This is a genomic window from Kribbella sp. NPDC049584, assembly GCF_040675555.1.
Lineage (GTDB): Bacteria > Actinomycetota > Actinomycetes > Propionibacteriales > Kribbellaceae > Kribbella.
The window spans coordinates 53,375-65,169 of record NZ_JBFAPF010000001.1 but is presented as its reverse complement, the minus strand read 5'-3'; the positions used below and the strand labels follow the sequence as shown (position 1 = coordinate 65,169).

The window sequence follows — 11,795 nt, the reverse complement described above, 5'->3', positions numbered from 1 at the left end:
GATGGGTAACGTCTTGAAACTCGACACGATCGAGCATGCGATCGACGAGATCCGCGCCGGGCGACCGGTGATCGTGGTCGACGACGAGGATCGCGAGAACGAGGGCGACCTGATCTTCGCCGCGTCCAAGGCGACGCCGGAGTTGCTGGCGTTCCTGATCCGCTACAGCTCCGGCGTGGTGTGCGTGCCGATGGAGGGCTCGGAGCTCGATCGGCTCGGGATCCCGTTGATGACGCCGCACAACCGCGAGCGGATGCGGACGGCGTACACGATCTCGGTCGACGCGCGGGACGGGATCAGCACCGGCATCTCGGCAGCTGACCGGGCCCGGACGATCCGGGTACTGACGGATTCGGCCTCGGAGTCGTACGACCTGGTCCAGCCGGGGCATGTGTTCCCGTTGCGCGGCCGGGAGGGCGGCGTACTCGTGCGGCCCGGTCACACCGAGGCGTCGATCGACCTGGCGCGGCTGGCTGGGCTGACGCCGGCTGCGGTCATCTCGGAGATGGTGAACGACGACGGGACGATGAAGCGCGGCGCGGAACTGCGGGCGTTCGCCGACGAGCACGGGCTGGTGCTGGTCTCGATCGACGACCTGATCCGGTACCGGCGTCGTACGGAGTCTCAGATCCAGCGGGTGGCGACGACCACGCTGCCCACGCAGTACGGCGATTTCGTTGCCCACGGCTACCGGAACACGGTGGACGGGTCGGAGCAGCTGGCGTTGGTGCGCGGCCCGATCGGTGATGGTCCGACTCTGGTGCGGCTGCACTCGGAGTGTCTGACCGGGGACGTCTTCGGGTCGCTGCGGTGTGACTGCGGGCCGCAGTTGGACGAGGCGATGCGACAGGTCGCTGCCGAGGGCGGTGTGGTGGTGTACCTGCGCGGTCATGAGGGGCGCGGGATCGGGCTCCTGCACAAGCTGCAGGCGTACGAACTGCAGGACGCCGGCCGGGACACGGTCGACGCGAACCTGGACCTCGGGCTGCCCGCGGATGCTCGCGATTACGGCACCGGGGCGCAGATCCTGGCTGATCTGGGCGTGACCTCCGTTCGGCTGCTCACCAACAATCCCGACAAGCTCGCGGGGGTCCAGGGCTACGGCATCGACGTGGTCGAGCGTCGCGGCATCTCGATCGACCCGACCGAGCACAACCTGCGGTACCTGCGAACCAAGCGCGACCGGATGGGGCATCACCTGCCGGGCGGCGTACTCACGGAAGAGAACGGAGCCGGCTGATGTCGGGCAGTGGAGCACCAACCATCGAAGCCCCGCGGGTAGACGGCGCCCGCGTCGCCATCGTCGCGGCCCAGTGGCACCCGAAGGTCACCGACGGTCTGTTGGCCGGGGCAGTGCGGGCATTGGAGGACTCCGGGGTGAGTGACTACACGGTCATCCGCGTGCCCGGTTCCTTCGAACTTCCTGTGGCTTCGTTGCATGCGGCAAAGTCCGGGTACGACGCAGTGGTCGCGCTCGGCGTAGTGATTCGCGGCGACACCCCCCACTTCGAGTACGTCTGCCAGGCAGCCACCGAGGGCCTCATGCAGGTCGGCGTCACCACCGGCGTCCCCGTCGGCTTCGGCGTCCTCACCTGCGACAACGACCCCCAGGCACTCGACCGAGCCGGGCTACCCGACAGCCGAGAAGACAAGGGCTACGAGGCAACCCAAGCCGCCCTGTCGACTCTCGCCGCCGTCAGGCAGCTGGGATAAGCCCCCACGCGCGGGCCGGCGCCCGCGGGTGACTGCTTGGTCGGCGCCCGTGGGTGAGTGGGGGGTGGTGATCGGAGAGAGGTGGTTCGACCCACGCGTGCTACGCAGTTGCTTTGTCGTCGCTGCGCTCCTCCGACGCAACGGCTACGCCCGCTCCCACCCGCCCCCCCGGCTTATCGCCGGTAGATCTGCCAGCTGCCGCTGGCGGTGACAGCAGCGCATACGGCAGGCGGGCCACGTGATCGCCACCTGCCAATCACCCACGCGCCGCGTCGCCGTCCCATCGACAGCAGCGTCGGGAAGTCACTCGCCCGTGGCTACGACGTCCCTCATCCGTCCACGTGCACCCGGACCAGCCTGGACTCCCAGACCAGCTCGTCAGCCGATCCACCTCGACCGCAGGCACTCGCCGCCACGTGGCAGTCACCCGCGAGCGCCAGCGAGCGACCTGCGGGCGGCAGCCCGCAACTCCCGGCGCTAAGCCGGCACTCCCCGGCGGCAGCCGGGCGCACCCGGCGGTAGCCGGGCACCCCCGGCGCTAAGCCGGAAAGGATGCACCGGCGGTAGCCGGGGGCTGGGCGGGGTGCGTGCGGAGCGGGTGCGGTGAGGAGCGGAGCGACGAAGGTAGCGCCCGCGTAGCACGCGGGGGGTGCACTTCACCCGCAGTACGCCGGGGCTTTCCTCACACGATCCGCGTGTGGTTCATATGCCAGTTAGGGATCCAGGTCTGACCGCCGTCGGTGGAGAACGACTGTTCCCACGACGCCTTGTCGACGCCTCGGGTCCACAGGAAGCGGACGTCTATCGCTTGGCCGTTCCACTCGTCGGGGCCTTCGAAGGTGCCGGTGTCGCCCTTGAAGGAGCCGATGACGGGGGTTTCGAGGTGGCCGCGTTGGCTGTTGATCCAGTGGATTGCCCAGGTGCGTGACGTGGGGTCATAGAGACGGAACGTCGCACCTCGGAAGCCTTCGGTGGGATACCAGCCCTCGTCGACGCTGATTGCGCCGTCGAAGTACGTCGTAGCTTCGAGTTCGGCGTCGAACTCGTGCCATTCGAACGGTTCGCCGAGCACCGGGCGGCGGCGGAGGTTGTGGAACGACCAGCGGCCGACCAGGAAGTCGAAGTCGTCGGTGAGCTTCGGTACGTCGAGCGCGGGCGGGGGATCGGCGCGCCGGGTGAAGTCCATGATCCAGTTGGTTTCCCAGGTCTTGCCGCCATCGCTGGAGTATGCCTGCTCCCAGTGCGCCGTCTTCTCGGTGATGTCCGACCATTCGTAGCTGCACAGGATCGGGAACCCGTCGAGCGAGTCCTCACCGACGAGCCGGCACGACGTACCGTCCTCCGACCAGCCGCCGTGCACGGGCGGGTAGAGCTTCATCGTCCGGCTGTCGACCCACCAGATGCTCCATTGACGCGCCTCCGAGTCGAACACGCGCAGCGACAACCCGTACGACCCCTTCGTCGGGAAGCGCATCTCGTCGATGCTGATCTGTCCGTCGAAGTACGTGCGGGCGGTCGTGGTCCCGTCGTACTCGAGCCACTCGTCGCAGTCGGCGAAGGCCTGTTTCAGCGTGCGGTGGTGGACGTCGAAGTACCCGTTGAGGAAGTCGAAGTCGCCGGTGACCTTGTCCCATGTCGTCATGCCCCAAGCTTCCAGGGCATACCTGACAGTCCATGGCAGTGTTCGCGGCTAACCTGAACAGCATGCGTTCGAGCCGGCTGTTGTCGATCCTGCTGTTGCTGCAGACGCGCCGGCAGCTGACGGCGCGTGAGCTCGCCGATGAGCTCGAGGTGTCGCTGCGGACGATCTACCGCGACGTCGAGGCGCTCGCGGCGGCCGGGGTTCCGGTGTACGCCGATCAGGGGCGCGCCGGCGGTTATCGACTCGTCGACGGGTACCGCACCAAGCTGACCGGACTGACCGAGCAGGAAGCGGCCGCGCTCTTCCTGGTGGGTATGCCGGGCGCGGCCGCGGCGCTGGGGCTCACCGCCGAGACCAGTGCGGCCGAGCTCAAACTGCTCGCCGCCCTGGCACCTGATCAACGCGACCGCGCCGGCCGGCTCAAGAACCGCTTCTACCTCGACCTGCCCGCCTGGTATCAGGACGCCGAGGATTCACCGCATCTCTCCGGCGTCGCCGACGCCGTGCTCCACGATCGCCGCGTCAAGGTCCTGTACCGCCGCTGGGAAGAACCCCGCGAGGTCGAGCGCCTCCTCGAGCCGCACGGCCTCGTCCTGAAGAACGGCAGTTGGTACGTCGTTGCCGCGACGTCTCGGGGCCTCCGGACGTACCGGGTCTCCAACATCCTCGAGCTGACGTCGACCGAGGACAGCTTCGAGCGGGACCCGGACTTCAATCTGACCCAGTTCTGGCAGGACCACCTCCAAGGGTTCGACCGCGTCCGGTACACCGATGAGGCCGTCGTGCGCGTCTCCGCGCGACTGGCCGCAAGGATGTACGACGTCTCGTTCCCGAGCCTGGTCAAGGCGGTGGCGGCCGCCGAACCGGAGCCCGACGGAAGCGTCGTGGTGACGATCCCGATCGAGTCGGTCGCAAACGCGGCAGCCTCGCTGAGCCGGTTCGGCGCCGCGGTTGAGGTGCTCGAGCCGGCGGAGCTGCGAGCCGAACTCGCCGACCTCGGACGTGCGCTCCACGACCTCTACTCCTGAGCCAGCTCTCCGTTGGCCCGCTGACCGGCCTCGGTGCTGCGACGCAGGAAATCCGCGATCAGTGCGAGTTCCTGCTCGTTGTACTCCGCCAGTACGTCGTCCATCGCGCCGATCATCGGCTGGTACAGCCGGAACACCTCCATCCCGCGATCCGGCAGCACGCGGATCGTGACGCTGCGGCGGTCCGCCCGCGCGCGGTCCCGGGCGATCCAGCCGGCCTTCTCGAGCCGGTCGAGGATGCCGGTCAGCGTGGCCGGATGCAGGCCTGCCTGCCGGGCCAGCGCACTCGGCGTCAGCGGTCCGCTGCGGGCGAGCACGTCGAGGCAGTCCAGGTCGACGTCCTTCAGCGCCAGCTTGCCGCCGACCTGGTGGTTGAGCAGGGCGAGCTGGATCCGCAGGTCGCGGAGCGCGGCCTTGATCTCGTTGCCGGTACGCCGGTGGTGGCGTGCGTCACTCGGTTCTGTCTGTTCCATATATTATGATTCCCGTACTATATGAGTTACAGATCAGATTCACGATAGCGCAAGGAGACGCGCGATGAGGATCACGGTGTTCGGTGCGACGGGTGCGATCGGCGGGCACGTCGTACGGCAGGCGCTCGATGCGGGTCACAAGGTGACCGCGGTGGTGCGGAAGTCGTCGGCGTTCGAGGTGGAGCATCCGTCCCTCGAGGTGGTCCGGGTGGCGGGCCTGGACGCCGCCGAGCCGCTGCGCGAGGCGCTCGACGGGAGTGGGGCAGTCGTGTCCGGAGTGGGCGCCCGCGGACGCAAGGACGGGCCGGTCGCGTCGAACAGCACACGGTCGATCCTGACGGCCATGGAGGCCTCCGGAGTACGGCGGTTCGTCGCGATCAGCGCTGCGCCGCTGGGACCGGTGCCCGATGACGAGAGCTTTCTGAATCGCCGGGTGGTGTACCCGATGATCAACGCGTTCGCGGCCGACGTGTACGCCGACCTGCGGCTGATGGAGGCGGCGATCATGAACAGTGCGACGGACTGGACGATCGTGCGCCCGCCGAAACTCACCAACAAGCCGCTCACCGGTCACTACCGCACGGTCGTCGGCGGCACAGTGACCAGGGGGTACTCCGTCTCGCGGGCCGACGTCGCGCATCTGATGCTTGCGGTGCTCGACGACCCGGCGACGATCGACCAGCCGGTCGGAGTGTCGTACTGATGACGCGGTTCGTGCGGTCAGCGAGCTTGCTGTTCAGCGGCGTGTTCGCTGGATTTCTCGTGTGCGTGCTGGTGCTCGAGAATTCGTTGCGCGGGTTCGATGCGGCGGTCTACACGCAGACGCGGTTGGTGGAGCTGGACTCGCTGGACAAGTTGGCCTCGGCAACGTTGATCCCGGCAATGATCACCACCGTGCTGCTGGCGATCCGGGCTCGGGGCAACGATCGGCGGGTCGTGCTGGTGGCGGTCGCGTTGCTGGTGATCGTGTTCGCGACGACGTTCGCGATCAACCTGCCGATCAACTCCGACCAGTCCGCGTGGTCGGTGCAGAGCCCGCCGTCCGACTGGGCGAGCGTCCGCGATCGATGGCAGGTCGCGCACGCGATCCGCACAGTCGCCGCCGTGCTCGCCTTCGGGCTGCTGATCGTGGCAAGTCAGGTCACCGCGACTGTGCAAGGTCGCGCGCGACGCATCTCGCAGCTGACTATGTCAGGTCGCGGATGAGCTCGTGGGGTACGGCGTGGGCGGTGCGGTCGCGATGACCTGTGGTGGTTCGGGCCATCGTGAGGGAGTTGAGGAGCGCTTCCTCGACTGATTCTGTGACGGCCTGGAACGGTCCGCGGAGGTCGCCGTCGGCGTAACCCGGCGTGCGGTTGGTGGTGAAGGCGATCGCGTAGTCGCCGCTCCCGGGCGCGAAGTCCGAGCCGACCCGCCCCATCGCGAACACCGCCCGCCGTGCAAGCCGCCCCAACTGTCGGGCGTCAAGCGGCAGATCGGTCGCAACCACGATCATGCAGCTGTTCCCGTCCGCGTCGATGGGCGTTGCGGGGATCGGATGACCGAGCACAGTCAGCAGGCCGGAGAAGTTCGCCTGAACCAGAACTCCAACCGTGTTCCCGGCAGTGGCGTCAGCCGGAGCGAGGGTTCGTGACGCGGTGCCTATGCCGGCTTTGAAACCCAGGGCAGTGGTGCCCGTGCCGGCGCCGACGCAGCCTTCGAGGGGGAGGGATGACGAGGCCGAGTCCAGAGCGGCGTGGACATGCTCGGGACTGATAGGGCGGCGGCGGATGTCCGAGAGGTAGCCGTCGTTGGTTTCGCCGACGATCGGGTTCAAGCTCGTGGCGCGAGGGTTGCGGTCGAGGAGCCAGGTGATCAGGGCGTCGGCGACGCGGAACGTGCTCAGCGTGCCGGTGAGGAGGATAGGCGTCTCGATGACGCCGAGCTCGTCGACCTGGGTCGTGCCGACGAGCTTGCCGTACCCGTTGCCAACAGCAACAGCTGCCGGAAGAGTCTCGGCGTACCCGTCGGGGACGATCGCGGTGACACCGGTGTTCAGGCCCTCGCCGGTGAGCGTGGTCTGTCCGACACGGACCCCGGGGACGTCAGTGATCGCGTTGAGCGGACCGGTGGGCAGGGTGCCGACGATGACGCCGAGCTCGCGGACTCTCCGGGGATTCTGCACCCGGCTATCGTCAGCCACAGGCCCGAGCACCTCGCCGGCCGGGTCCGGATCTCTCGGCGACGCGAGCGGGTTCTGTCCGAGCAGTACGACTGGTAAGTGGACGCGCACCCGGCGCCGCGGAGCAGATCAGCCGCGGTCGGTGGGTCCTAGCGGAGACCTGTCGCCGACGAACCACAGGTGGCCGAACGGGTCCAGGAACGCGCCCTGCCGATGCGTCCCCCACGGAACATCGTGATTGCGGACCGGGTCGAAGCTCCCGTCGGCCCCCGCCTCGACGGCGCGCTGGACGAAACCGTCCGGATCGTCCACGAACATCTCGACCCGCACCGTCGGAGCGCCGGTCTCCGCAGGCGTCTTCCAGATGTTGTTCCCCGGCTCACCCAGGAACACCGGAGCGCCGTTCACGCTCAGCCCGATCACGCTCCCGAGGTTCCAGAGCTCGACCGCGCCGAGCGCCTCGGCGTACCAGGACGCGGCAGCCGGCGCGTCTTCCACGGCGAGCATCACGGAGATCTGTGCGAATCCGTCCATTCCGTCCATGTGCCCAGTAACCCACACACCAGGGCCGGGCCGGTCCGATCGGCGGACCTGGGGGCGGTAGGTGCCGGCCGGACCCCGTAGGCTGGGCGCGCGATGAAGAGTTTTGAGGAGCTGTTTGCCGAGCTGGGTGAGAAGGCGGCGACGCGGCCGGAGGGTTCCGGGACCGTGGCGGCGCTGGATGCCGGCGTGCACGCGATCGGCAAGAAGCTGGTCGAAGAGGCCGCCGAGTCATGGATGGCAGCCGAGTACGAGGGCAAGGAGCGCGCCGCGGAGGAGCTGTCACAGCTCTTCTACCACGCTCAGGTGATGATGCATGCCCTCGGCCTCGACCTCGAGGACGTGTACCGACATCTGTAGGAGTCGCCTCCCACAGATCACCGGTTCACACCCCCAGAAAGGGCAGTCGCCATGCTGCGCGTCGCAGTACCGAACAAGGGCTCGCTGAGCGAAGCCGCCACCGAGATGCTCGTCGAGGCCGGCTACAAGCAGCGCCGGAGCACCAAGGACCTCACGCTCACCGACTCGGCCAACGAGGTCGAGTTCTACTACCTCCGTCCGCGCGACATCGCGGTGTATGTCGGCGAGGGCACCCTCGACGTCGGCATCTCCGGCCGTGACCTCGTGCTCGACTCACACGCCGACGCCGACGTGATCATGGGTCTCGGGTTCGGCTCGTCCACGTTCCGGTTCGCCGGACGGCCCGGGGTCGCGGACTCGATCAAGGACCTGGCCGGGAAGCGCATCGCCACGTCGTACGCCGGGGTGCTCCAGGACCACCTGGCCGAGAACGGCGTCGACGCGTCCGTCGTCCGCCTGGACGGCGCGGTCGAATCGGCCGTCCAGCTCGGTGTCGCCGATGTGATCGCCGACGTGGTGGAGACCGGTACGACGCTGCGCCAGGCCGGACTCGAGGTGTTCGGCGAGCCGATCCTGAAGTCGGAGGCCGTGCTGATCAAGCGGCACGGCGTCGAGAACCCGCCGAACGGGATGCACCAGCTGATCCGCCGCCTCGAAGGCGTCCTGATCGCCCGGAACTACGTGATGATGGACTACGACATCCGCGCCGAGGACGTCGACGCGGCCACCTCGGTCGCGCCCGGCCTGGAGTCGCCGACGATCTCCCCGCTGCACAGGCAGGGCTGGGTCGCCGTCCGCGTGATGGTGCAACGTGCCGAGGCACAGCGCCTGATGGACCAACTGTGGGAGGTGGGCGCCCGTGCCATCCTCACCACAGACATCCACGCCTGCCGGATCTGACATGTCCGCCGACAGGCTCTTCACCTTCCATCCGCGGATTCTCGCGCTGATGGCCGGGGTGATGGGCCTGTCGCTGCTGGCGGTGTTCGGGGTGATCTGGATCCGGCTGCCGGCCGACGCCAGGGACTCGTTCAGCTGGTTCCAGCGGCTGACGCTGATCGCGTTCTTCGGCGCGGTGTTCTGGATCCTGTACCGGATGACGACGCTGCGCGTGACGGCGTACGCCGACGGGCTCCGGGTGCGGAACGTGTTCAAGACGTACATGCTGACCTGGTCGGAGATCAGCGGACTGCGGTTCCGGCCGGGGGACGCGTGGTTGCAGCTGTTCGATGCCGACGGCAACCGGATCGGCATCCTCGCGGTCCAGGCCGCCGAGGGAGCGCGGGCGAGCCGCGCCGCGAAGGAGCTCGCGGCGGTGGCTCGCGACCACGGCGCCGGCGCTAAACGGCCACCGAAAAACTAGTCGTGTGCGACTCGCCGGGCTTCAGGACGACCAGGTCCTGCCCGGTGATGAACGCGTCCGGCGGACAGGTCATCGGCTCGACCGCCAGCGCCGTACGTCCGACCGCTTCGCCCGTGAACAGCTGCATCCAGGGCGTGTCGCTGGTCAGTGCCGACCTCGCGCCGGAGTCGGGATCCGTCAACGAGACCGTCCACGTGCCGTCCAAGCCGGTGAAGGCGTTGTCGATCGAGGTGGCTCCGATCACCCGTCCACCGCTGAAGTCGTACTCCGAGCCGGCGACCGGTGTGAGTCCGACGGGCTGCATGCGGTCTGCGGACACCTCTAGGCGTTGGGAGGCCGTGAACTCGAGTACGCAGTCGTCGATCGAGCGTCCAACGCTGAGATACGGATGTGCTCCGTAGCCGTAGGGCGCCGCGCTCCTACCGATGTTGGTTGCAGTGGCGGTGACGGTCAGCCCGTCGGCCAGGCGGTAGTCGAGGCGCAGGTCCAGCTGGTGCGGGTAGCCGGGTTGGCCGTGGAGACGGTGGCCGGCGACCAGCGCGGTGGGGTCTGAGCCGTCGTCCACCCGGAGCCAGTTGGCCCAGCGGGTGAGGCCGTGGATGGCGTTCTGGCGGGCCGGCTCGGTCAGGTACAGCTGCTGCTCGGCGCCCTCGAACGTGTACTTCCCGTCGGTGATGCGGTTCGGCCACGGGAACAGATGCTGCCCGATACCCGCATGTGCCGCCTCGTCCTCGCCGTACCCGAGCAGGACCGGGCGGTCGTCGTACGTGAGCCCGCGCAGCCCGCCGCCGACGCTCACCACCGTCGCCTCGTACCCGCCGCCGCGGAGGACCCACTGCTCACCCGATGGCAAAACATTCATGGTCCAATCCTGACGGACCTGTCCATCGAGGGCGAACCCGTTCGTGGTCATGCTGTAAACACGCTCCCAGGAGGTACGACGTGAAGTACATGCTGCTGATCAACGCCGGCGAGCTCGACACGGAGAACGCGCCGGTCGGGTGCGAGCCGGAGGACTGGATGCGGTTCGACAAGGAGATCACCGACTCCGGCGTCGTGGTCGCGTCCGAATCGCTGGCAGATCTCGTCACCGCGACCCGCGTTCAGGTGGCCAACGACGGCAAGCGGACCGTGACCGACGGCCCGTTCGCGGAGACCCGGGAGGTTCTCGGCGGGTTCTACGTGATCGACGTACCGGATCTGGACGTCGCGCTCGACTGGGCGGCGAAGTGCCCGGGGTCGCGAGCCGGCGGATCGGTCGTGCTTCGGCCGGTCGCGGACTTCTGACGATGGACCAGGTCGAGGCGGTCTTCCGCGAGGAGCGGGGGCGGCTGCTGGCCGCGCTCGCCCGGCGGTTCGGGGACCTCGACCTGGCCGAGGAGGTCACGTCGGAGGCGATCGAGGCGGCGCTGGTGCGTTGGCCGGTCGACGGCGTACCGCCGAACCCGGGTGGTTGGCTGATGACGACCGCCCGGCGGAAGGCGGTCGACCGGCTCCGGCGCGATCAGGTGTACGCCGCCAAGCTCGCCGTATTGCAGGTCGATATGGACCGGGCCGCGCCGCAAGCGACCGGGGACGAACTGCCGGACGAACGGTTGCAGCTGTTCTTCACCTGCACCCACCCCGCGCTCGCGGCCGAGGATCGTGGTGCGCTGACGCTGCGCTGCCTGGCCGGTCTGACCACGCCGGAGGTTGCGCGGGCCTTCCTTGTGCCGACCGCGACGATGGCAAAGCGGATCGTGCGGGCGAAGCAGAAGATCCGTGATGCGCGGATCCCGTTCCGCGTACCCGATCCGGACGAGTTGCCGGAGCGACTGCCCGGCGTACTGCAGGTCGTCTATTCGGTCTTCACCGAGGGGTACGCCGCCAGCTCGGGGCCGTATCTGCAGCGCCTCGACCTCGCCGAGGAAGCGATCCGGCTGGCTCGGATCCTGCACCGGCTGCTCCCCGCCGAGCGCGAGGTGACGGGTCTGCTGGCCCTCATGCTGCTCGTCCATGCCCGCCGCGACGCCCGCAGTGGTCCGGACGGAACGCTCGTGCTGCTCGAGGACCAGGATCGTGCTCGATGGGATGCGGAGCTGATCGCCGAGGGGCGCGACCTGGTCGTCGCGGCCCTCACCGGCGGCGCCGGACCGTACGCCGTGCAGGCCGCGATCGCCGCGTTGCATGACGAGGCGGCCGACTTCGCGGACACCGATTGGGCGCAGATCGTCGCGCTGTACGACGTACTGCTGGAACTCGACCCGTCGCCGGTCGTCGCGCTCAACCGCGCCGCTGCGATCGCGATGCGCGACGGCGCCGAGGCCGGCCTGGCGCTCCTCGAAGAGCTGTCCGACGAACCACGGCTGCGCGACTACCACCCGTTCGCCCTTGCCCGGGCCGATCTGTTGCACCGCCTCGGACGCTTGCCCGAGGCAACCGCGGCCTACGAGCGTGCCCTTCGACTGGCGGGTTCCGAACCGGAGCGGGCGCACGCACGTGACCGGATCGCCTCGATGGAGCAGACTTGAGCGCC

General features: G+C 68.5%; 15 protein-coding genes. 10 read left to right on the top strand and 5 right to left on the bottom strand.

Going from position 1 to position 11,795, the window contains the following annotated elements; translation table 11 throughout:
* Window position 1: 1 nt before the first annotated feature.
* Window positions 2–1,240 (top strand): bifunctional 3,4-dihydroxy-2-butanone-4-phosphate synthase/GTP cyclohydrolase II, encoded by a 1,239-nt coding sequence (locus AB0J62_RS00320; protein WP_363862239.1) that lies wholly within the window; start codon window positions 2–4, stop codon window positions 1,238–1,240.
* Window positions 1,240–1,713: a 6,7-dimethyl-8-ribityllumazine synthase gene (gene ribH, locus AB0J62_RS00315; RefSeq protein ID WP_363862235.1), complete on the top strand. Its 474-nt coding sequence runs from the start codon at window positions 1,240–1,242 to the stop codon at window positions 1,711–1,713. Before AB0J62_RS00320 ends, ribH begins: the two co-directional genes overlap by 1 nt.
* Before the next feature lie 682 nt (window positions 1,714–2,395).
* On the opposite strand, the gene AB0J62_RS00310 is transcribed toward ribH, so the two are convergent.
* Complete coding sequence (locus AB0J62_RS00310) at window positions 2,396–3,355, bottom strand: hypothetical protein (RefSeq protein ID WP_363862232.1); 960 nt, start codon at window positions 3,353–3,355, stop codon at window positions 2,396–2,398.
* 62 nt (window positions 3,356–3,417) lie between these two features.
* Between AB0J62_RS00310 and AB0J62_RS00305 the strand changes: the two genes are divergently transcribed.
* Entirely contained in the window at window positions 3,418–4,383 is a 966-nt protein-coding gene (locus tag AB0J62_RS00305; protein WP_363862229.1) for a transcriptional regulator, read from the top strand.
* Here the strand turns inward: AB0J62_RS00305 and AB0J62_RS00300 are convergent.
* Window positions 4,374–4,856: a MarR family transcriptional regulator gene (locus AB0J62_RS00300; protein ID WP_363862226.1), complete on the bottom strand. Its 483-nt coding sequence runs from the start codon at window positions 4,854–4,856 to the stop codon at window positions 4,374–4,376. The genes AB0J62_RS00305 and AB0J62_RS00300 overlap by 10 nt on opposite strands.
* A gap of 64 nt (window positions 4,857–4,920) precedes the next feature.
* Between AB0J62_RS00300 and AB0J62_RS00295 the strand changes: the two genes are divergently transcribed.
* Both AB0J62_RS00295 and AB0J62_RS00290 read left to right on the top strand, forming a co-directional pair.
* The gene (locus AB0J62_RS00295) at window positions 4,921–5,559 is read left to right on the top strand and encodes an NAD(P)-binding oxidoreductase (protein WP_363862223.1); all 639 of its coding nucleotides are present in this window, start codon (window positions 4,921–4,923) and stop codon (window positions 5,557–5,559) included.
* Window positions 5,559–6,062, top strand: coding sequence for a DUF1772 domain-containing protein (locus AB0J62_RS00290; protein ID WP_363862220.1), 504 nt, complete (start codon window positions 5,559–5,561; stop codon window positions 6,060–6,062). The genes AB0J62_RS00295 and AB0J62_RS00290 overlap by 1 nt, the downstream gene beginning before the upstream one ends.
* Here the strand turns inward: AB0J62_RS00290 and AB0J62_RS00285 are convergent.
* Together AB0J62_RS00285 and AB0J62_RS00280 are read right to left on the bottom strand one after the other, a co-directional pair.
* Window positions 6,043–7,038, bottom strand: a complete 996-nt coding sequence (locus tag AB0J62_RS00285; protein ID WP_363862217.1) for a P1 family peptidase — start codon at window positions 7,036–7,038, stop codon at window positions 6,043–6,045. The two genes, AB0J62_RS00290 and AB0J62_RS00285, sit on opposite strands and share 20 nt — an antisense overlap.
* A gap of 108 nt (window positions 7,039–7,146) precedes the next feature.
* On the bottom strand, window positions 7,147–7,560 hold the full coding sequence (locus tag AB0J62_RS00280; RefSeq protein ID WP_363862214.1) for a VOC family protein: 414 nt from the start codon (window positions 7,558–7,560) through the stop codon (window positions 7,147–7,149).
* 93 nt (window positions 7,561–7,653) lie between these two features.
* Between AB0J62_RS00280 and AB0J62_RS00275 the strand changes: the two genes are divergently transcribed.
* From AB0J62_RS00275 to AB0J62_RS00265, 3 genes are read left to right on the top strand one after another with little or no spacing between them, the layout of a single operon-like run.
* Window positions 7,654–7,917 carry a phosphoribosyl-ATP diphosphatase gene (locus AB0J62_RS00275; protein WP_134109136.1) on the top strand — a complete coding sequence of 88 codons (264 nt, stop codon included), beginning with the start codon at window positions 7,654–7,656 and terminating at the stop codon, window positions 7,915–7,917.
* Between the two features lie 51 nt (window positions 7,918–7,968).
* Complete coding sequence (hisG, locus tag AB0J62_RS00270; RefSeq protein WP_363862210.1) at window positions 7,969–8,817, top strand: ATP phosphoribosyltransferase; 849 nt, start codon at window positions 7,969–7,971, stop codon at window positions 8,815–8,817.
* 1 nt (window position 8,818) lies between these two features.
* Complete coding sequence (locus AB0J62_RS00265) at window positions 8,819–9,280, top strand: PH domain-containing protein (RefSeq protein ID WP_134109140.1); 462 nt, start codon at window positions 8,819–8,821, stop codon at window positions 9,278–9,280.
* On the opposite strand, the gene AB0J62_RS00260 is transcribed toward AB0J62_RS00265, so the two are convergent.
* Window positions 9,258–10,142: an aldose 1-epimerase family protein gene (locus AB0J62_RS00260; protein WP_363862205.1), complete on the bottom strand. Its 885-nt coding sequence runs from the start codon at window positions 10,140–10,142 to the stop codon at window positions 9,258–9,260. The two genes, AB0J62_RS00265 and AB0J62_RS00260, sit on opposite strands and share 23 nt — an antisense overlap.
* Window positions 10,143–10,231: 89 nt before the next feature.
* Between AB0J62_RS00260 and AB0J62_RS00255 the strand changes: the two genes are divergently transcribed.
* Together AB0J62_RS00255 and AB0J62_RS00250 are read left to right on the top strand one after the other, a co-directional pair.
* The gene (locus tag AB0J62_RS00255) at window positions 10,232–10,567 is read left to right on the top strand and encodes a YciI family protein (protein ID WP_363865121.1); all 336 of its coding nucleotides are present in this window, start codon (window positions 10,232–10,234) and stop codon (window positions 10,565–10,567) included.
* Window positions 10,568–10,569: 2 nt separating this feature from the next.
* Complete coding sequence (locus tag AB0J62_RS00250; protein WP_363862202.1) at window positions 10,570–11,790, top strand: RNA polymerase sigma factor; 1,221 nt, start codon at window positions 10,570–10,572, stop codon at window positions 11,788–11,790.
* Window positions 11,791–11,795: the final 5 nt, after the last annotated feature.

Excerpts from the sequence above, each read along its gene's own strand:
- AB0J62_RS00320 (WP_363862239.1), top strand. The coding sequence starts at position 2 with ATGGGTAACGTCTTGAAACTCGACACGATCGAGCATGCGATCGACGAG.
- ribH (WP_363862235.1), top strand. The coding sequence starts at position 1,240 with ATGTCGGGCAGTGGAGCACCAACCATCGAAGCCCCGCGGGTAGACGGC.
- AB0J62_RS00310 (WP_363862232.1), bottom strand. The coding sequence starts at position 3,355 with ATGACGACATGGGACAAGGTCACCGGCGACTTCGACTTCCTCAACGGG.
- AB0J62_RS00305 (WP_363862229.1), top strand. The coding sequence starts at position 3,418 with ATGCGTTCGAGCCGGCTGTTGTCGATCCTGCTGTTGCTGCAGACGCGC.
- AB0J62_RS00300 (WP_363862226.1), bottom strand. The coding sequence starts at position 4,856 with ATGGAACAGACAGAACCGAGTGACGCACGCCACCACCGGCGTACCGGC.
- AB0J62_RS00295 (WP_363862223.1), top strand. The coding sequence starts at position 4,921 with ATGAGGATCACGGTGTTCGGTGCGACGGGTGCGATCGGCGGGCACGTC.
- AB0J62_RS00290 (WP_363862220.1), top strand. The coding sequence starts at position 5,559 with ATGACGCGGTTCGTGCGGTCAGCGAGCTTGCTGTTCAGCGGCGTGTTC.
- AB0J62_RS00280 (WP_363862214.1), bottom strand. The coding sequence starts at position 7,560 with ATGGACGGAATGGACGGATTCGCACAGATCTCCGTGATGCTCGCCGTG.
- AB0J62_RS00275 (WP_134109136.1), top strand. The coding sequence starts at position 7,654 with ATGAAGAGTTTTGAGGAGCTGTTTGCCGAGCTGGGTGAGAAGGCGGCG.
- hisG (WP_363862210.1), top strand. The coding sequence starts at position 7,969 with ATGCTGCGCGTCGCAGTACCGAACAAGGGCTCGCTGAGCGAAGCCGCC.
- AB0J62_RS00265 (WP_134109140.1), top strand. The coding sequence starts at position 8,819 with ATGTCCGCCGACAGGCTCTTCACCTTCCATCCGCGGATTCTCGCGCTG.
- AB0J62_RS00260 (WP_363862205.1), bottom strand. The coding sequence starts at position 10,142 with ATGAATGTTTTGCCATCGGGTGAGCAGTGGGTCCTCCGCGGCGGCGGG.
- AB0J62_RS00255 (WP_363865121.1), top strand. The coding sequence starts at position 10,232 with ATGCTGCTGATCAACGCCGGCGAGCTCGACACGGAGAACGCGCCGGTC.
- AB0J62_RS00250 (WP_363862202.1), top strand. The coding sequence starts at position 10,570 with ATGGACCAGGTCGAGGCGGTCTTCCGCGAGGAGCGGGGGCGGCTGCTG.